This window comes from Anaeromicropila herbilytica, from assembly GCF_016591975.1.
GTDB lineage: Bacteria > Bacillota > Clostridia > Lachnospirales > Lachnospiraceae > Anaeromicropila > Anaeromicropila herbilytica.
The window spans coordinates 1,095,355-1,114,648 of the sequence record NZ_AP024169.1; the positions used below are offsets into that span (position 1 = coordinate 1,095,355).

At 30.9% G+C, this 19,294-nt stretch carries 19 protein-coding genes; 17 read left to right on the plus strand and 2 right to left on the minus strand.

Going from position 1 to position 19,294, the window contains the following annotated elements; genetic code table 11:
• The first annotated feature begins 17 nt into the window (after positions 1–17).
• The 11 genes from bsdtb5_RS04710 (at position 18) to bsdtb5_RS04760 (ending at position 10,551) form a co-directional block, all read left to right on the plus strand.
• A complete protein-coding gene (locus bsdtb5_RS04710) occupies positions 18–1,427 on the plus strand; it encodes an ABC transporter substrate-binding protein (protein WP_271714905.1) in 1,410 nt (469 codons plus the stop codon).
• 446 nt (positions 1,428–1,873) lie between these two features.
• Positions 1,874–2,863 carry a rod shape-determining protein gene (gene mreB, locus bsdtb5_RS04715; protein WP_271714906.1) on the plus strand — a complete coding sequence of 330 codons (990 nt, stop codon included), beginning with the start codon at positions 1,874–1,876 and terminating at the stop codon, positions 2,861–2,863.
• Between the two features lie 122 nt (positions 2,864–2,985).
• Positions 2,986–3,759 (plus strand): flagellar basal-body rod protein FlgF, encoded by a 774-nt coding sequence (gene flgF / locus bsdtb5_RS04720; protein WP_271714907.1) that lies wholly within the window; start codon positions 2,986–2,988, stop codon positions 3,757–3,759.
• 58 nt (positions 3,760–3,817) lie between these two features.
• Complete coding sequence (flgG, locus tag bsdtb5_RS04725; RefSeq protein ID WP_271714908.1) at positions 3,818–4,633, plus strand: flagellar basal-body rod protein FlgG; 816 nt, start codon at positions 3,818–3,820, stop codon at positions 4,631–4,633.
• Positions 4,634–4,669: 36 nt separating this feature from the next.
• Positions 4,670–4,999, plus strand: a complete 330-nt coding sequence (locus bsdtb5_RS04730) for a rod-binding protein (protein WP_271714909.1) — start codon at positions 4,670–4,672, stop codon at positions 4,997–4,999.
• Positions 5,000–5,136: 137 nt separating this feature from the next.
• Positions 5,137–7,362: an SF1B family DNA helicase RecD2 gene (gene recD2, locus bsdtb5_RS04735; RefSeq protein WP_271714910.1), complete on the plus strand. Its 2,226-nt coding sequence runs from the start codon at positions 5,137–5,139 to the stop codon at positions 7,360–7,362.
• Positions 7,363–7,426: 64 nt separating this feature from the next.
• Positions 7,427–8,374: a sugar phosphate nucleotidyltransferase gene (locus tag bsdtb5_RS04740; protein WP_271714911.1), complete on the plus strand. Its 948-nt coding sequence runs from the start codon at positions 7,427–7,429 to the stop codon at positions 8,372–8,374.
• A gap of 102 nt (positions 8,375–8,476) precedes the next feature.
• A complete protein-coding gene (locus tag bsdtb5_RS04745) occupies positions 8,477–9,199 on the plus strand; it encodes a ComF family protein (RefSeq protein ID WP_271714912.1) in 723 nt (240 codons plus the stop codon).
• 10 nt (positions 9,200–9,209) lie between these two features.
• Positions 9,210–9,617: a flagellar protein gene (locus bsdtb5_RS04750; protein WP_271714913.1), complete on the plus strand. Its 408-nt coding sequence runs from the start codon at positions 9,210–9,212 to the stop codon at positions 9,615–9,617.
• A gap of 39 nt (positions 9,618–9,656) precedes the next feature.
• Positions 9,657–10,136 carry a chemotaxis protein CheX gene (locus bsdtb5_RS04755; protein WP_271714914.1) on the plus strand — a complete coding sequence of 160 codons (480 nt, stop codon included), beginning with the start codon at positions 9,657–9,659 and terminating at the stop codon, positions 10,134–10,136.
• A 49-nt stretch (positions 10,137–10,185) separates the two neighbouring features.
• A complete protein-coding gene (locus bsdtb5_RS04760) occupies positions 10,186–10,551 on the plus strand; it encodes a response regulator (RefSeq protein ID WP_271714915.1) in 366 nt (121 codons plus the stop codon).
• A gap of 101 nt (positions 10,552–10,652) precedes the next feature.
• On the opposite strand, the gene bsdtb5_RS04765 is transcribed toward bsdtb5_RS04760, so the two are convergent.
• The gene (locus tag bsdtb5_RS04765; protein ID WP_271714916.1) at positions 10,653–11,480 is read right to left on the minus strand and encodes a CvfB family protein; all 828 of its coding nucleotides are present in this window, start codon (positions 11,478–11,480) and stop codon (positions 10,653–10,655) included.
• A 127-nt stretch (positions 11,481–11,607) separates the two neighbouring features.
• Entirely contained in the window at positions 11,608–12,351 is a 744-nt protein-coding gene (locus tag bsdtb5_RS04770; protein ID WP_271714917.1) for an acyl-[acyl-carrier-protein] thioesterase, read from the minus strand.
• 326 nt (positions 12,352–12,677) lie between these two features.
• Between bsdtb5_RS04770 and bsdtb5_RS04775 the strand changes: the two genes are divergently transcribed.
• From bsdtb5_RS04775 to hpf, 6 genes are all read left to right on the plus strand, one after another.
• Positions 12,678–13,265, plus strand: coding sequence for a class I SAM-dependent methyltransferase (locus bsdtb5_RS04775; protein WP_271714918.1), 588 nt, complete (start codon positions 12,678–12,680; stop codon positions 13,263–13,265).
• A 29-nt stretch (positions 13,266–13,294) separates the two neighbouring features.
• Positions 13,295–14,365: a CPBP family intramembrane glutamic endopeptidase gene (locus tag bsdtb5_RS04780; protein WP_271714919.1), complete on the plus strand. Its 1,071-nt coding sequence runs from the start codon at positions 13,295–13,297 to the stop codon at positions 14,363–14,365.
• Between the two features lie 259 nt (positions 14,366–14,624).
• Positions 14,625–15,551 (plus strand): thioredoxin-disulfide reductase, encoded by a 927-nt coding sequence (gene trxB / locus bsdtb5_RS04785; RefSeq protein WP_271714920.1) that lies wholly within the window; start codon positions 14,625–14,627, stop codon positions 15,549–15,551.
• A 180-nt stretch (positions 15,552–15,731) separates the two neighbouring features.
• Positions 15,732–17,120: a C40 family peptidase gene (locus tag bsdtb5_RS04790; protein WP_271714921.1), complete on the plus strand. Its 1,389-nt coding sequence runs from the start codon at positions 15,732–15,734 to the stop codon at positions 17,118–17,120.
• Between the two features lie 286 nt (positions 17,121–17,406).
• Positions 17,407–17,766, plus strand: coding sequence for a hypothetical protein (locus bsdtb5_RS04795; protein ID WP_271714922.1), 360 nt, complete (start codon positions 17,407–17,409; stop codon positions 17,764–17,766).
• Between the two features lie 850 nt (positions 17,767–18,616).
• On the plus strand, positions 18,617–19,144 hold the full coding sequence (gene hpf, locus bsdtb5_RS04800; RefSeq protein ID WP_271714923.1) for a ribosome hibernation-promoting factor, HPF/YfiA family: 528 nt from the start codon (positions 18,617–18,619) through the stop codon (positions 19,142–19,144).
• Positions 19,145–19,294 lie beyond the last annotated feature (150 nt).

The window sequence follows — 19,294 nt, forward strand, 5'->3', positions numbered from 1 at the left end:
AATGAGGAGGTCTTGTTATGAAAAAAACAAGCAAAAAAGTATTTACTTTATTAATGGTATTTGTAATGATTTTATCACTATGTGCATGTGGTAAAAAAACCAAAGAAACATCAAGCGATAAAGCAACAACGAAACCAAAAGAAGAAACTGCTACTCCAGAAGCAACAGCTACTGAAGATCCAGGATTTGATCTTGGTGGAAGAACAATTAAGATTGGTACTTGGTTTGATGTATATTATGATAGTACTCATAAATCAATCAATGACAATCCAAATGTATCAAACACTGAAACAGCTCAAATGCAATTAGATAATGTTAGAAGAATTGAAAAGAAATACAATTGTAAGATTCAATTCGTTAACTTAACTTGGGATGGTACTATGGAAAGTATTAATACATCAATTACAGCTGGTACTCCTGATTGTGACGTTTATATGACTGATTTACAATTTGGACCAAAAGCAGCAGCTTCTGGATTAGCTCAAGCTCTAGAAGATTTCTTACCAGCAGATTCAGATGTACTAAAGGATCAAAAAATTGCTAAGAAATTAAATGTATTTGGTATGGATAAAGATTACTTATTTACTTCACAAGCAATTGATACAAATGGTATTGGTATGGCATATAACAAAACTATGTTAGATGAACTTGGTCTTGAAGATCCTCAACAATTATACAAAGAAGGAAAATGGACTTGGGATAAGTTCGAAGAACTTGCTAAAGCATGTACAAAGGATAATGATGGTGATGGAACTACCGATGTATATGGTTATGGTTCAATTTGGACTTACACTCTTCCACAATTCGTATTATCTAATGGTGGTACAATTGCAAGTACTAAAACAGAAGGTTTAAGTTCACCACAAGTAAAAGAAGCTTTAGAATTTATCAATAAACTATATACAAAAGACAAAGCAGCTAGACCTTGGAATGCAGATGATTGGAATGATAACTTAAATGCATGGTCAGACGGTAAAGTTGCATTCTGGGGAACTCAAGCTTGGGTTCAATCATCATTCCCAGATACAAAATATGAAATCCATGTTGTTCCTTATCCACAAGGACCAAGCGGTGATGGAAAAGCTATGACTACAGTAACAGGTAACTGGTATATGATCCCAGTTGGCGTTAAGGATCCAGATAAAGTATATAAAGTACTTGAAGAATACTGGGATTGGTATGGAGATGATACTTCTCTTCGTGATGATACTGAATGGGCAGAAGGATGCTTCCAATCAGAAGAAGACTTTAACATCATTAAGGACATCAGTACTAAGACTGCAACAGATATGTGGGGCGGTATTGGATTTGACTTTGGTCCAGAAATGCTAGGTATGATGGATGGAAGCGTAACAGTTTCTCAAGCTGTTGAAACTAAGAAACAAGTATTACAAGATTTATTAAATCAAATTGTAAAAGCAGATTAATATAAAGTTTAATTAAGAATTAGCTATATGTTAGGGGTTTTAATATATATTGATATTCAAATAAAACTTTAGCGTTAAAAATAAAAGGAACTGTTGCAAAACGAGTGGTAATGCAACAGTTCTTTTTATTTTTAAAATTATATATAAAGAATACTTATAAATGAATAACAAAAATTTATTATAGATTATATTTAAGTGGTAATTTTTCATAATAAAATTGAAAATAAGATTTTAGCGGTATTATATAGATAGAAAATTGTAGAAAAAATAAATTTTCCTTTGAAAATATTAGATTATAGTATATAATAAGATAGGATGTGTTTAATTAACATAAAAATGGAAAAATTAGATAAATAGTAACAGTAGATTATATGGCTAACAGAGTGAAATAGATTGGATTAAAAAAAGTTCTATTAGTGAAATGTAAAATTGAAAGGAGAAAAATTATGGCAGGCAGTGATATTGGTATCGATTTAGGTACTGCAAGTGTATTAGTATATATAAAAGGAAAAGGTGTTGTTTTAAAAGAACCATCAGTTGTTGCCTTTGATCGTGATACAAATAAAATTAAAGCAATAGGAGAAGAAGCTCGACTAATGCTAGGAAGAACTCCTGGTAATATCGTTGCAGTAAGACCTTTAAGACAAGGCGTTATCTCTGATTATACAGTAACTGAAAAAATGCTAAAATATTTTATACAAAAAGCAGTTGGTAAACAACGTTTTAGAAAACCAAGAATTAGCGTATGTGTACCAAGTCAGGTTACAGAAGTAGAAAAGAAAGCTGTTGAAGATGCAACTTACCAAGCAGGTGCTAGAGAAGTTTCTATTATTGAAGAACCAATCGCAGCAGCAATTGGAGCAGGTATTGATATTTCAAGACCATGTGGAAATATGATTGTAGATATCGGTGGTGGTACTTCTGATATCGCAGTAATATCACTTGGTGGTACAGTAGTAAGCACATCAATTAAAATAGCTGGTGATGATTTTGATGAAGCAATTGTTCGTTATATGCGTAAAAAACATAATCTATTAATTGGTGAAAGAACAGCAGAAGACATTAAGATAAAGATTGGTTCAGCTTATAAAAGACCAGAGGTTGAAACTTTAGATGTTAGAGGACGTAACCTAGTTACTGGTTTACCTAAGACAATAACAGTTACTTCTGATGAAACAGAAGAAGCTCTAAAAGAAACAACTTCACAAATAGTAGAAGCAGTTCATGCAGTATTAGAAAAGACTCCACCTGAATTAGCAGCAGATATTGCAGATAGAGGTATTGTATTAACTGGCGGTGGTTCTTTATTATATGGATTAGAACAATTAATCGAAGAGAAAACTGGAATTACAACAATGACTGCAGAAGATCCTATGACAGCAGTTGCTATCGGAACTGGAAAGTTCGTTGAATTTTTAAGTGGGAAAAGAGACTAAATAATAGGTGAAAGTAATTATTTACAGTTGTTTTACTATAAATATTATAGAATAAATTGTCGATATAACATTAAATCGAGTATAATACAGTGGGAAAAGACAACCTGAAGGGATGATAAATAATGGTAAAAGGGCTATATTCTGCATATACCGGCATGCTTAATGAACAAAAGAGACTAGATGTTATAAGTAATAATCTAGCCAATGCTACAACGGTTGGTTATAAGCAGGAAAATGTTACGAATCAATCTTTTGATAGTGTAATGACAGTTAAAGTAAGAGATGAATCAGAGTACTATAATAACAGAAATATTGGTAAGATGACGAATGGTGTGAAGCTAGGCGAAGTCTACTCTGATTATTCACAAGGATCGTTAAGACAAACAGGTAATACGTATGATTTAGCTATTTCGGGAAAAGGATTTTTTAAAGTAGCTGTTACGGATGCCAATGGTAATCAGACCATGAAGTACACAAGAGATGGATCATTTAAGATGACTAGTGAGGGATATATTGTTGATACGAACGGTAATCGTCTTCAAGGGGAGAGTGGAGATATTCAAGTTCCGGTTGATACATCCCAAGTGTCTATAACAGAAGATGGTTCACTTTACGCTGATGGACAATATTTAGATAAGGTTAAATTAACAGATTTTGAAAATTACGATTATCTAAAGAAAGCCGGTGATAATCTTTACGAAACAGTAGATGGAGCAAATGAAATTGATACTACAGCTACAATTCGTCAAGGTTATACAGAACAATCTAATGTTAATGTTGTAAAAGAAATGGTTCAGATGATTACCATAACAAGAGCTTATGAAGCAAATCAAAAAGCAATTCAAAGTGTTGATGGTATGGTAGATTTGGCTGTTAATTCAGTGGGTAAAGTATAATATAATTAATTCAATTCAGAGCATAACGTAGATACAAAGGAAAGAAGGGGACTTATTTATGATGCGTTCATTATGGACAGCTGCATCGGGGATGACAGCTCAACAAGTTAGTATAGATACTATATCAAATAACCTTGCGAACGTTAATACAACAGGTTATAAGAGAGAGACTGCAGAATTCAAATCATTACTTTATCAAACGATACAAGATAAATCTACAGATAGTCAAGGTAATGCGAAACCAGTTGGAGTTCAAGTAGGATTGGGAGTAAGAAATTCAGCCATTACTCCTCAATTTACACAAGGAATATTAACTGAGACAGGTAATCAATTTGACTTTGCAATCCAGGGAAGCGGATTCTTTATGGTTAAATTACCAGATGGATCAACTGGTTATACAAGAAGTGGTTCATTCCAATTAACTGAAGGAACAGATGGCTTGACTTTAGCAACCTCAGAAGGTTATCCAGTATTGGATGGTAATGGTAATCCAATTGTTCTGGATTCTAATCTAAGAACATCTAAGATTACGTTTGATGATAGCGGTAAATTGCTATATCCAGATGCTAAAGGAAATGCAAAAGAATTAGGTTTTCAAATAGGTGTTGCTAATTTTAATAATCCAGCAGGACTGAATAAACAAGATAATAGTATTCTAACTCCAACAGATGCTTCGGGAGAACCTAGAGTTGAAGGAATAGATACAAGTTTAAAGCCAAGTAAAGTTGTAAATAAATATTTAGAAGGCTCCAATGTTCAGGCAGTTGATGAAATGGTTAACTTAATTGTAACTCAAAGAGCTTATGAATTTAATTCAAAGGCAATTACAGCTTCGGATGAGATGCTACAACAAGCAAACAATTTAAGAAGATAGTAAACTGAAAATGTTTGACATATAGAGGAGATTAGGATGAGCATATCAATAGGATCTAATTCATTGTTAAATTCCACTGTAAATACGAGCCTAAATAGTACGACTGCAACAAAGTTGGAGGATTCGCTTTCTAATAAAAGTAATTCTTCGGACAAAGAATTGCTAGAATCATGTAAGCAATTTGAATCGTATTTAGTAGAACAGGTATTTAAAGAAATGAAGAAAACTGTTCCAGAGAATGAAGATGAAAATAATGAATATCTCAAGAATTTTGGTGATATTTTATATGAAAATTATGCAAAAAATGTGACAGAAGGTCAAGGGTTAGGTATTGCCAAGATGTTATATGAATCAATGAAAAGATAATTTCCATTAGAGATTACGGTAGGAGTAGTGTATTTTAGCTACTCCTATTCTTTCATTTAGAGGAAAGAAAGTATTTTCAATAAATGAAAGAATAAGAGTAATTATTTTTTTAAATTAAAAGGTTTGAGGTGATAATATTGGCAGATATACTGCAAGGATATGTTGATAGAATTGTGTTTCGCAATCAAGAGAACGGCTATACCGTCTTTAGCCTTACAGATGACCACGATGAAACTATGTGTGTTGGTAACTTCACATTTATTAGTGAAGGGGAATTCGTTGAAGTCAGAGGCGAATATACCACGCATCAAATGTATGGTGAACAGTTTCAAGTGAAAACGTATGAGATAAAAGAGCCAGAAGATCTATTTTCAATAGAGCGGTATTTGGGATCTGGTGCTATTAAAGGGATTGGTGCTGCATTAGCAGCTCGAGTTGTAAAACGATTTAAAAAAGATACCTTTCGAATCATAGAGGAAGAACCTGAACGATTAGTCGAAGTAAAAGGAATCAGTGAAAAAAAGGCAAGAGAGATAGCAGAACAATTTGAAGAAAAAAGAGAAATGCGTGGAGCTATGATATTCTTACAACAATATGGGATATCAACGAACCTTGCTGTTAAGATATATAATGAATATGGGCCAAAACTATACGATGTAATAAAGGAAAATCCATATCGATTGGCTGACGATATCAGTGGTGTCGGATTTAAGTTAGCCGATGAAATTGCTACAAAGGTAGGAATTGGTTCAGATTCAGATTTTCGCATTAAAGCTGGAATATTCTATACCTTATTACAAGCAAGTTCCAATGGACATGTATATTTGCCAGAACGTAGTTTACTACAAAATACTGCTGAACTTTTAATGATAGAACCTGATAACATAACAAAACATATCATGGACATGGTAATTGATAAACGAATTATCGTAAAAGAATTGAATGACGAAAGAGTAATATATGGTGCGAGATTATTTTATACTGAATTAAATGTTGCAAAAATGTTATGTGATCTAAATATTAAGTATGATTTATCAGTAGAAGAAGTAGAGAAAAGACTTACAAGAATAGAAGAAAAATCACAAATTGAATTAGATGAGATGCAAAGAATTGCAGTACTTGAGGCAGCAAGAAATGGAGTATTAATTGTAACAGGTGGTCCTGGTACAGGAAAAACTACTACAATAAATACTATTATTCAATTTTTTGAAGTTGAAGGACTAGATATTCTATTGGCGGCACCAACTGGAAGGGCAGCTAAGCGTATGTCAGAAACCACAGGATATGAAGCACAAACAATTCATAGGCTTTTGGAATTGTCAGGAGGCGCAGGACAGACTGATGGTAGATATAGTTTTGAAAGGAATGAGAGTAATCCATTAGAAGCAGATGCAGTTATTATTGATGAGATGTCTATGGTTGATATACAACTAATGAATGCATTACTTAAAGCAGTTAGTGTTGGTACAAGGCTTATATTAGTGGGTGATGTTAATCAGTTACCTTCTGTAGGACCTGGAAATGTTCTGAATGATATTATTACATCGCATCAATTTAATGTAGTAATGTTGACAAAAATATTTAGACAAGCAAGAGAAAGTGATATTATAGTTAATGCGCATAAAATTAACGCTGGAGAATCTATCAAATTAGATAATAAAAGTAAAGATTTCTTTTTATTGCAAAGAGATGATGTTAACGTTATCATTCGAGTAATGATTGCTTTGATTAAAGAAAAATTACCTAAGTATGTAAACGCAACTCCATATGATATCCAAGTCTTAACGCCTATGAGAAAAGGAGAATTAGGTGTAGAAAGACTTAATCAAATGTTACAGACATATCTTAATCCGGAAGATAAGAATAAAAAAGAAAAAGAGTATAACGGTGTCATCTATCGTGAAGGTGATAAAGTTATGCAGATTAAAAATAACTATCAGATTGAATGGGAAACGAAGAGCCAATATGGCATAACGCTTACCAGTGGAACTGGTATCTTTAATGGAGATGCAGGTATCATTAAAGAAATTAATTTGTTTGCTGAAAATTTAATCATTGAATTTGACGAAAAAAGAATTGTGGAGTATCCATTTAGTTTACTTGATGAATTAGAATTAGCTTATGCAATTACAATTCATAAATCGCAAGGAAGTGAATATCCTGCAGTGGTTATGCCAATTTTAACAGGTCCTAGAATGTTATTTAATCGTAATATATTATATACAGCAGTAACAAGAGCCAAATCTTGCGTAACTATTGTAGGAAGTAAGGATATGATTATGCATATGATAGACAATGTTAGTGAGCAGAGAAGATATTCAAGTTTAGATGAGAGAATTCAAGAGTTGTTTGTAAAAAATTAGTGCAAATGTAAGAAAATTGATATATAATAACAATAATTAGAAAAATATTTAAGGGAGGTTCATGATGAGTAAGAATACATTAGTTATCATGGCAGCTGGGCTTGGTAGTAGATATGGTGGAATGAAGCAGTTAGAAGCTGTTGGACCAAGTGGTGAGATTATTATGGACTATTCCATTTATGATGCAATCAAAGCTGGGTTTAAAAAAGTAGTATTTATTATTCGTGAAGATATAGAAAAAGAGTTCAAGGAAGTGATTGGTAATCGGATATCTAAATTAATAGAAGTTGATTATGTAATACAAGATGTAAATAATATACCAGAAGGTTTAAGAGTGCCCGAAGGAAGAATAAAGCCGTGGGGAACTGGTCATGCAGTATTAAGCTGTATTAATAAAGTGAAAGAACCATTTGCAGTTATTAATGCAGACGATTTCTATGGACGAGAAGCTTTTGTTAGAGTAAATGAATTTTTAACACAGAATGAAAATAACAGAATTCAATTAGAGGACGGTTCTAGTAGACAAGCTAATTCTAAATATCAATTTTGCATGGCAGGATTTGTTCTAGGCAATACACTAAGTGAAAATGGTACGGTATCTCGTGGAGTATGTAAAATTAGTGAAGATAATAAACTTGTTGATGTTATTGAAACCACTGGTATTATGAAAAAAGGAAATCAGGGCATAGCTATTTTAGAAAATGGTGAAGAGGAAATTGATCTAAATAGTTCAGTATCAATGAATATGTGGGGATTTACACCTGAGATTTTATTAGAATTAGAAGCTTATTTTTATGAATTTTTGAAGAATCTTAAAGAAAATGAATCCAAAGCAGAGTATTATTTGCCAGAAGTAGTAGCGAATCTAATCAAGACTTCAAAAGCAGAAGTTACAGTATTAAAGACAAATGATAAATGGTTTGGGATCACTTATAAAGAAGATAGGGATTACGTAATGAAATCCTTTAAGAAATTAGTTAGAGAAGGTATTTACCCAGAAAAGTTATTTTAAATATATATCAGGAATAAGGGTTAGTTAATTGGTATAAATTCGACTTTTTTGATCGTTAAGGTTTGATTTATATTATGCAGATTGAAAGGCACGGGTATATAAATGATTAAGAAAATCATCGATATGGTTTATCCGAGACGATGCCCAATTTGTGGAGGTATCATCACTCCCAAAAGTGAAAAAGTTTGTCCTTTATGTAAAGAACAACTTAACTACATTAAAGAGCCTAGATGCAAAAAATGTAGCAAACCATTAATCAATGAGGTACAGGAATATTGTTATGACTGTGAAAATAAAAGATTTCACTTTGTCAGAGGATATGCATTATGGGTATATGATAATCACATGAGAAAGTCAATTGCATCATTTAAATATCATAATAAAAGAGAGTATGCAGACTTTTATATTGAGGAGTTATTAAAAGGATATTCAGAAGAAATACTTAAAATTGCACCAGATGCTTTAATTCCTGTACCAGTACATAAATCAAGACAGAATCTTAGAGGCTATAACCAAGCTGAGATTATTGCAAAAGGAATAGGAAAGAAACTGTCAATCCCCATATTAGATAAAACATTAATACGAGTAAAGAAGACATTACCACAGAAAGGTCTAAATGATAAGGAAAGATTAGATAATCTTAGTCATGCTTTTCGTTTTTTAGATCAAGAACAGATGGATAAAAATTTAGAATTAGATAAGGTGATCTTGGTAGATGATATCTATACCACTGGAAGTACTATAGAGGCATGTACTAACATCTTATTAGAGAATAATGTTAAGGAAGTGTATTTTATCTGTATTTGCATTGGTAAAGGTTTTTAGGAGGCAATAAATGGACGTTAGAAATTGTAGATTATGTGGTCGAATATTCAATTACATTGGTGGAGATCCTTTATGTCAGGGCTGTATGAAAACGATGGATGATAAGTTCGCCACAGTAAAAGAATACATATATGAACATCCTGGAGTTGGTATGCAAGAAGTATCAGAAGAAATGGATGTTCCATTAAATCAAATAAAAAAATGGATACGTGAAGAAAGACTTTGTTTTGCTGAGGATTCAGCATCTGGAATTGAGTGTGAATCATGTGGTGCAATGATTAAGACGGGTAGATTTTGTGCAAAATGTAAAGATAATATGGCAAATACGTTAAATAGTGTTTATCATTTGGATTCACCAATCTCGACTAAGGACAAAATCAATACTGGTAATGCCAAAATACGTTTTTCGGATAGATAATGTAAGATAAAAGTATATCGAGTTTAGGTGGTGATGAAATTGAAGAATAGTATAGTGACAATGTCAACAATAGAGAATATATTTAATCAATCTTTTGTTGACATAACAAAAAAAGTAGCTCTTTTAGATATCATAGAGGAAACACCTACTCATAGTGAAATCGAGGATTTATACTCAGGGATTATTATAACAAACGGCGTATATAATTCAATATTGATTTGTACTATGCACGAATCAGTTATGAAAGAAATAAGCAAGGGTATGAATAATGGCAAAAAAGTAGATAGCGAAGATATAGAATTGTATGTAGGTGAATACCTGAACATAGTATGTGGCAATGCATTAACACAAATAAATAATCTAGCAGGTAAGGCATCGAGACTATCTGTTCCTGTAATTATAAAAGGACCATATCAGAAGAATGAAGAAGTTGAATATGAACAAATGATAGAATTTAATTTTTCTTCATGGTATGGATTGATTAGGGTGAACATGGAATATACATTTTCATCTTCATGATAAGAAAATAACAAAACTATCTAAAGGGAATGAAAGGAATGATGAAAAAATGAAGAAGACAATACTTGTTATAGATGATTCGCCGTTTGTTGTGAATCAGATAAAAGAGATTACAGCTCATACAGAGTATGAGGTTATTGGACATGCTAAAACTGGTGAGGCAGGAATTGAGATATTCAAAGAATTACATCCTGACATTATAACTTTGGATATCATTATGCCAGGAATTGATGGAATGGAAACAGCAAAAGAAATACTCAACTTGGATGCTGATGCCAATATTCTCATGTTAAGTTCATTGTGTGATAATGGTACATTAGAAGAAGTGAAAAGCATTGGATTAAAATATTTACTTCCAAAGCCTATTGAAGCAGGATTATTATTAGCTACATTCGAATTGTTAACTAAAAGATAATAATAAAAAGTGGTTTATCAATGATAAACCACTTTTATTATTATCTTATTAACTTAGATCTAAGAGTAAAGTAACATTGAATGATTTTATAAAAGAAAATACTAGTTTAATTTTATCCCATCATCCAAAATAGTGATTTCTTTCTCTTTAAAAAGTTTCCCGATCGCTCTTTTGAAAGCATTTTTGCTTAGACCAAACTCCTTTTTAATAATCTCAGGGTCAGTCTTATCGTTGTAAGGTAAAAAACCATTATGTTCCTTTAATGAATCTAATATTAATGAGGCATCAGAGCCCATTTGAACATATACTTTTTCACGTAAACTTAGATTTAATTTACCGTCCTCACGAACGCTAGTTACTCTTGCTTCAATGCTATCACCAGGTTTTAAAGTCCTGAAAAGTTCTTTATTAGGAACTAGCGCAGAATATTGATTATCAACTGCTACAAAAGCTCCGAATTCATCAAGTACTTCATATACAATACCAATAACTTTATCACCAGGATGATAAGATGAGTTTGTCTCTAGGTAATCATATACTTTCATAGTAGCACAAAGTCGCTCACTCTTATCAATATATAAACTAACAAGTATCTGATCGTTTTCGTGTACGCGTTCAGTTTGTTCTTTAAAAGGTAATAATAAATCCTTAGTAAGGCCCCAATCTAGAAAAGCTCCAATGGAACTTACTTCAATAACTTTAAGTACTGCAAGTTCCCCAAGTGTTAAAGCTGGCATTTTTGCTGTTGCAATTGGGCGGTCCTCAGAATCTTTATAAATGAAGACTTTTATTTTGTCTCCAATTTTTGTTCCGTTTTCAACCTGATTTTTTGGTAACAGTACTTTATCTTTTGAATCACTGCTTAAGTAAACACCAAAATCAGTAGTTTTAATAACCTCAAGGGTTTGTATTTTTCCTAATTCTATCATATTAATTCCTTTCTATATGTTTTGCATTTTGAGTAATTGCGAAATTAATATAGGTTCGCAAAAACATTGTTTTATACATTCAATTTAAACTTGGTTAAGTATTGCTTTCAGAAATATAATAGTTCACTTAAGCACTTATGAATTCAATAATAACATAGGGTCTTTTTTCGATATTTGCTAATACTACGGTACATATTTCTTCATCAATAAGAACTTGTGGAATAATTGTATCACCTAAAACTGCTGCCATACGATATTCTGCTCTCATTTGTTTGATAATAAATTTCGCAGGTAAAAACTCTTCGGCCATTTTTATATATTGGCTATTATTCACATGATTATTTGTGTCAATGTTAGATTTTATTACTGGGAAAGGTTGATACTCGTTGTAAATCCCAGTACTATTTGTAGTTTTATTATCTTTAAAATCCTCTGGTAGAGTGATTTTTCTAGGAGCATAATCCATATCCAATTTATCTTCGATCTGAAAACCTGATATATCTTCCTCTGTAATTTTTATTGGCCTCATAGTAGTGGTATCCATGAGAACCCAGATGGAATTAGCAACGGCCAAAGTAGTATCATTGGTATCCTGCAAGATAAAGTTACGAAAGCCATACATACTTTTAAAGTCATATGCTAATGTTCCTACTTTTATAGTTTCACCTAAATCTGGGTAACGATTCACGACAATCTGCCATGAATTTAGAATCCAAGCATGTTTTTTGGACTCCAATAGATCGATTCCTTGTCCATTATCTTCTGAGTGAAATGTACTACAGTCTTGAAAATAATTGATTATTGAGGAAAACTCTAATTGCTTCTTGCGATTTACTTCACTATAACGTACCCTGCTGGTAAAACTATACATAAAAAAACTCCAATCTTCTTAAGGTTAAATAGAAATGTAGTTGAATGGTTAATAAAATTAACATTACTGATATTGTTAAATACCCACATTTTACTTATTATATCATTATTTGAGAAAATAACCTAGGGTTTTTTTGAAGATCCATAAGCTATCTACTTATTAGCTATACTTTTTAATTTACACTAATGTAGAATTCGATTGTATTAGTTGTTAAAGAATGTAGGTATTGGTAACATGATACTCTTTTATTGGAAGTTTATAAAAATATAGTGCAATTTTAATTGTATTTTGTTATAATAAACGTATTTGAAAGGAGGAATATTTTCGTGGACCCGATTGACTATTATAGTAAGAATGCGAATATGTATTACGATGCTACTAAAGATCTGAGTATGGAGGATCAACTTGAGAAATTCATATCGCTACTACCAGAGGGCTCGTCAGTTCTAGATTTAGGGTGTGGCTCAGGAAGAGATAGTTTGTATTTAATTGAAAAAGGATTTGATGTTACTGCATTAGATGGTTCAAAGGAGCTTTGTGAACTTGCTGAGATACATATTGGACAAGATGTATTAAACATGAAGTTTGAAGAAATGAATTTCTTGAATGTATTTGATGGAGTATGGGCTTCAGCTTCTTTTGTACATTTAGTACCAGAGAAGTTAGAGATTATTTTAGAGAAGGTAATATCAAGTTTAAAAATAGAAGGTGTTTTATATATTTCACTCAAATACGGAGACTTTTCAGGAATAAGGAATGGAAGGTACTTTCAATACTATAAAATGAGAGTGATGAAAGAAATATTAAGTAAATTTGAAAATGTTGAGTTAATTGAATCATGGAAAACAAATGATATTAGATCAACAAGAGAAGAAGTAGAATGGCTTAATATTTTAGTAAAAAAAATTAAATAGAAAAGATAAAAAGAAAAGAGGTGTATTTGTTGAACAGAGTAAAATGGGTTAATGTAGTATTTTTATCTACTGTGTTAGTTTCAAGTGTAGGAGGTACACTTGTTGGTCTTCTTTTACAGCATATCGGAGAAAATTACTTTATTAATTTACTTGTTTCTCAATTTATACTGATTATACCGACGTTAATTTATATCATTTATTATAGAATAGACATTCGTGAAGCAATTAGATTCCGTAAGATAAAGATGTCTAATATCTTTTATTTAATAATATTTGCATATTTAATAACACCTTTGATGAGTTTACTAAGTGCAATATCCATGCTATTCTCAACCAATTTTATTACCGGTGAGATTGGGAATATTGTCAATAATTCACCATTAATACTAAGCGTATTTTTAGTTGCTTTTATACCATGTGTGCTTGAGGAATCTGTTTATAGAGGCATTTTTTATAACGAATATAGAAAAATCAATACTAGAAAAGCAATAGTATTAAGTGGCTTATTATTTGGACTATTGCATATGAATTTTAATCAGTTTATCTATGCGTTTGCAATGGGGATGATATTTGCATTATTGATTGAAGCTACGGACTCTATTATATCTTCAATGATTGTTCATTTCGTTATTAATGCTACTTCTGTAGTGCAATCTTATGTAACTCCTAAGTTAATAAAAGTTGCAACAGAAAAGGGACAATCTGGATTAGATACAAATCACTTATCTACGGGTAATTATACAAGGGATGACTTATTGAGTGCAATTAGTGTTTATGCAGTTATTTCTGTTGTAACAACAATATTAGCTTTTATGCTATATAAACAGATAGCAAAGAAGAATGGACGTCTTGAACATGTAAATCATATATTAGACTTTAGAAATAAGACAGTAACAAATAGTAATTCTTTTAATAGTGATGAATATTATTTTGATAAAGAAACATATACCTATAAAAAACATACAGAGTTACAGATAATAGAACAGGAATGTAATATTCAAGATAATAAGCAAAAGTTATTAAGTATTCCACTTACAATTGGAATGGCAATGTGTATTATTTTAATGATATATCGTGAGGTAATTGTTAGAATATCTTAAAATACATTAGGCATTACAACGTAGTAATAAATAAATATTAGAATTAAAAACGGAAGGTGCATAGAGTTAGTATTATGTATCTTCCATTGTTGTATATAGGAAAATAAATAGAAAATGATATTATCCATCCTAAATTGAATAATATATTACTAATTTTGAAACTATAATTTTATTAAATGATCATTGGTTATATAGTAAAGTAAAAGCTATAACAAATAGATGTGCTATAAATTTAACTAATTTTGAAAGGAAATTAACTATGAATAAACAATACGAACTTATAATTATTGGATCTGGCCCAGCAGGTCTTACATCAGCAATTTACGCAAGTAGAGCAGAAATAGATACGTTAATAATAGAAAAAAATCCTGTTAGTGGTGGTCAGATCATTAACACTTATGAAGTTGATAATTATCCAGGATTACCAGGCATAAATGGATTTGATTTAGCAATGAAATTTAGAGAACATTCTGAAAAATTAGGTGCTTCCTTTGTAATGGGTGAGGTGAGTCATTATGATATTGAAGGACCAATTAAGAAAATAACATTAGACAATGGCGATAAGTATGAAGCAAAAGCTGTCATCATTGCTACTGGCGCTATATATCGAAAATTAGAAGTGAAAGGTGAGAAAGAGCTAACTGGAATGGGAGTATCCTATTGTGCAACCTGCGATGGAGCTTTTTTTAGAAATAAAACAACAGTTGTAGTCGGTGGCGGAGACGTAGCAGTTGAAGATGCTATTTTTTTAGCAAGATTATGTAAAAAAGTCTACGTAATTCATCGTAGAGACGAATTCAGAGCAGCCAAGACTTTAACAACTCAATTATCAAAAATGGAGAATGTTGAAATTATATGGGATACTGTAGTTGACGAAATCATAGGTAAAGAATTAGTTAAAGCTGTAAAAGTTAGAAATAAAAAGACAAATGAAGAAAAGACTATTGACACGGATGGAGTATTTATAGCTGTAGGTAATATGCCAAGCTCTGATGTATTCAAGGAAATATTAAAAACTGATGAAGTAGGATATATTGTAGCTGATGAAAGTTGTACTACAAATATCGATGGAGTGTTTGTAGCTGGGGATATTAGAACGAAATCATTGCGTCAAATAATAACTGCTGCATCAGATGGTGCAAATGCCATAACTTCAGTAGAAAGATATTTAAATGGTATTTCTTAGTAAAAAGCATCAAAAAAATGTGTTTGAATATAATGCTTTTTGACAAACAAGATAAAAAACATGCGAATTTAATGGTTTTGACGGTTGACATAACGTAAAAATTTTGTTATAATGTCAACAGATTAGTTAACAATTTCGTAACATTTGTAATATATAGTTTTATATTTGGAGGTACGACGAATGCAGAAAGTCAAAATCGTTAAAGCATCAATGTGTTTAACAGCAGCAGCGTTAATCACACTTAACACTCAATATTCAAAAGCCGCTACAACAACAGATACGGCATTAGCAGGAATTACTATATCATTAGATAGATATTATGATGCAACAGTTGAAGAGTCACTTCAACAGCTAGAAAGTGAGAATTCAGAAAGTGCTAAAGCATTAAGATCAGCACTAAATGAATCAACATCAGATTCACAAGTATTAACTTCAACAAATGAATCTGCTGAGGCGAGTACATCAGAAGCTACTAATACAACTACACAAGTCTCACCATATGAAAATGTGGGTATTTCAATAGCAAGTGATTATGTTAATATAAGAAATAAACCAAGTGAAAGTGCAGAAGTATTAGGAAAGCTTTATGAAGGATCATCTGCAAAAATTCTTGATGTGGAAGGTGCTTGGGTAAAAGTAAAATCAGGTAGTGTAGAAGGATACATAATGGCAAGCTATTTAGCTATCGGTTCAGAAGCTGAAAAAGTAGCTGATAAATATGGTACTAAGCTTGCAACAGTTACAACAACAACACTTAAAGTTAGAGAAAAAATGAGTCAAGATGCTACCGTACTTACCTTAATTCCTGAAGGCGAAACATATGAAGTTCTTAATAAATCTGATAAAGAAAAAGAAGCAAGTGATGAAGCTAATTGGGTTAAGATTCAGATCGATTCAGATCTTGTTGGTTTCGTTTCTAAAGATTATGTTGATATTACAGTGAAATTTAAAAAAGCTATTTCAATAAAAGAAGAATTGGAACAAAAGGAAAAAGAAGAAGCGCAAAAACGTGAAGAAGCAGAAAAAGCTGCTGAAAAGGTTAGAGAAGCTGAACAAAGTAGTAATTCAAGCAATAGTTCATCATCAAGCAGTAGTTCTTCTTCAAGAAGTAGTTCATCTTCAAGTAGTAACTCAAACAATAATTCATCATCAGATAATAACAATAACAACTCATCCTCAAGTAATAGTTCCTCAAGTAATATTGCATCAGGAACTGCATCTGATATTATTGCTTATGCAAAAAGATTCTTAGGAAATCGTTATGTATATGGTGGAACAAGTTTAACTAATGGTACAGATTGTTCAGGGTTTACAATGTCTATTTTTGCACATTTTGGATATAGTATTCCAAGAACATCAGGATCTCAATCAGGAGCTGGTACAGCAGTTAGTTTAAGCAATGTGCAACCAGGTGATTTAGTATTCTATGGTGTTAATGGAAGAATCAACCATGTTACTATTTATATTGGTGGTGGACAAGTTATTCATGCTAGTAATCCTACCAATGGTATCTTGATTTCAAATTGGAAATACAGAAATCCAATTTGCGCTAGAAGAATTATACATTAATTAAATATACAACCCTATAGTTACTTCTTATAAGAGGTAATTATAGGGTTTTTTTATATTTAAGTTAGTTACAAGGTTGTTGAATTATAGTACTTGGTAAATGCAATATATAATAATAATCTGTTAGTTATGTAATAGTATATGATAAAGGTTAAAAAAATTATTTTAATAGTGTTAATAAAACAGAGCAAAAAGTAATATAATATTAGAATAAGAAAATATACAAAGAATGAAAAGTTATAGTAATCGTAAAGTCATGATGTAGTCTAATAAAGGGGGAAAGGTGATGGCAATACTTAAAGAAAGCTATAAAGATGTCAATTTACTAAATTCCATAACATTAGAGATTCATAATATATTATTTCAAGATTGTGATATGACAAAAGGAGAATTTGATAGTGACATTGAAGTTATTGATGTATCAAGAAAAGAAATCCATTTTATATCAACAAAGCCACTATTAATAGGGTATTATTTTGATTCTAAAATTCAATTAGGGGATAGTTTTCAATTTAATGTGTCGATTAGAATTAATAAATGCATACAGTTGAACGATGGAGAGTATAAGATAAATGCTGAGTTTATTGGAATGGAGCCCTATGTAGCAGAAAAAATATCAAAATTCAAAGGAGAATTAAAACAATAATAAATATTTGCTTTAATTGAAGTGTAACAGTTGAATAATATATGATTTGTCAATAAATTATGAAAAAATATAGATTTATCATTAAATGTCGGAATATTCTAATTAAATGATGAATTATATGAGTGTGTTTTAGTCGATATTAACGCTGAAGAGAGTGCATTTAAGGATTATATTTTAATAAAAATATGCAATATGCACAAAAAAAAATAAGAAATATTATAAAAAAAGAATATACAGATATTTACTGTTAATAAAGAGCAAAGTTATCCACACTTAAAATACTCGTTTTTATATACATTTATAGTTATACACCGAGTTATCCACATTATCCACACTTGATAGTTCATATAAGTGAGTGGAAAAATAGTGTCAAGTTCAAACATCTGTTTTGGTGTATCTGATAAAAATTATGAAGATATTAGAATAGTAGCGAATGTTACTTGACATATTTGTTATTTAACTATTAAAAAATATTTTATCTTATTTCGTGAAAAGTTTGGATATTGTCAGTAAATATTAAGATATAATCATATAAAAAGTATAGAATCTATGATAATTATGATCATATATCGAATAATAAGAATGAAAGAGAGTTATTAATATTTATAAGAAAGTTAAATAGAAATATCTGATTTAAAAATCTAATAATTAAAGCAGTATTAAAAAAATATTATGAAAATTATAACACAAAATGGTGATTTTTCTTGCAAAAAAGAAAAGCTGTGGTATAATATTACTATATAAAAAGTATAGATTTATAACCTGATTACTAGTATTACTTTTTATATGATGGCAATTATTTTATGTTTTGAAGTAATTCCAAATAGAAACTAAAAAGGAGTTGGGCATTATGCGTTATATTATTAGTGGTAAGAATATCAATGTGACTGAAGGACTAAAATCAGCAGTATATGATAAGATTGGTAAATTAGAAAGATACTTTACTCCGGATACAGAAATTCATGTAACACTTAGTGTTGAAAAAGAAAGACAAAAAATTGAAGTAACAATTCCAGTGAAAGGAAATATTATAAGAGCAGAACAAGTTAGTAGTGATATGTATGTGTCAATCGATTTAGTTGAAGAGATTATCGAAAGACAATTAAAGAAATATAAAAGCAAATTAATTGAACAAAAGCAAGCATCAGTTAATTTTAACCAAGATTTTGTTGAAGACGATAATCTTAATGATGAATCAATTGAAATTATTCGTACAAAGAAATTTGCTATGAAGCCAATGGATGCTGAAGAAGCATGTGTTCAGATGGAACTTTTGGGACATAACTTTTATGTATTCCGTAATGCGGAGTCAGATGAAGTCAATGTTGTTTATAAGAGAAAAGGTAATACTTATGGTTTGATTGAACCAGAATTTTAATAAAAGCAAAGGAGTTATCGCAAAAAGCGATAGCTCCTTTGCTTTTATAGAGAGTTTTTTGATTATTGTATGCTACTTATATATTTTTTAATTCACTATTATTGCTATTTTATAAAATTTTTATAGCAATACAATTGATAATTGGTATTA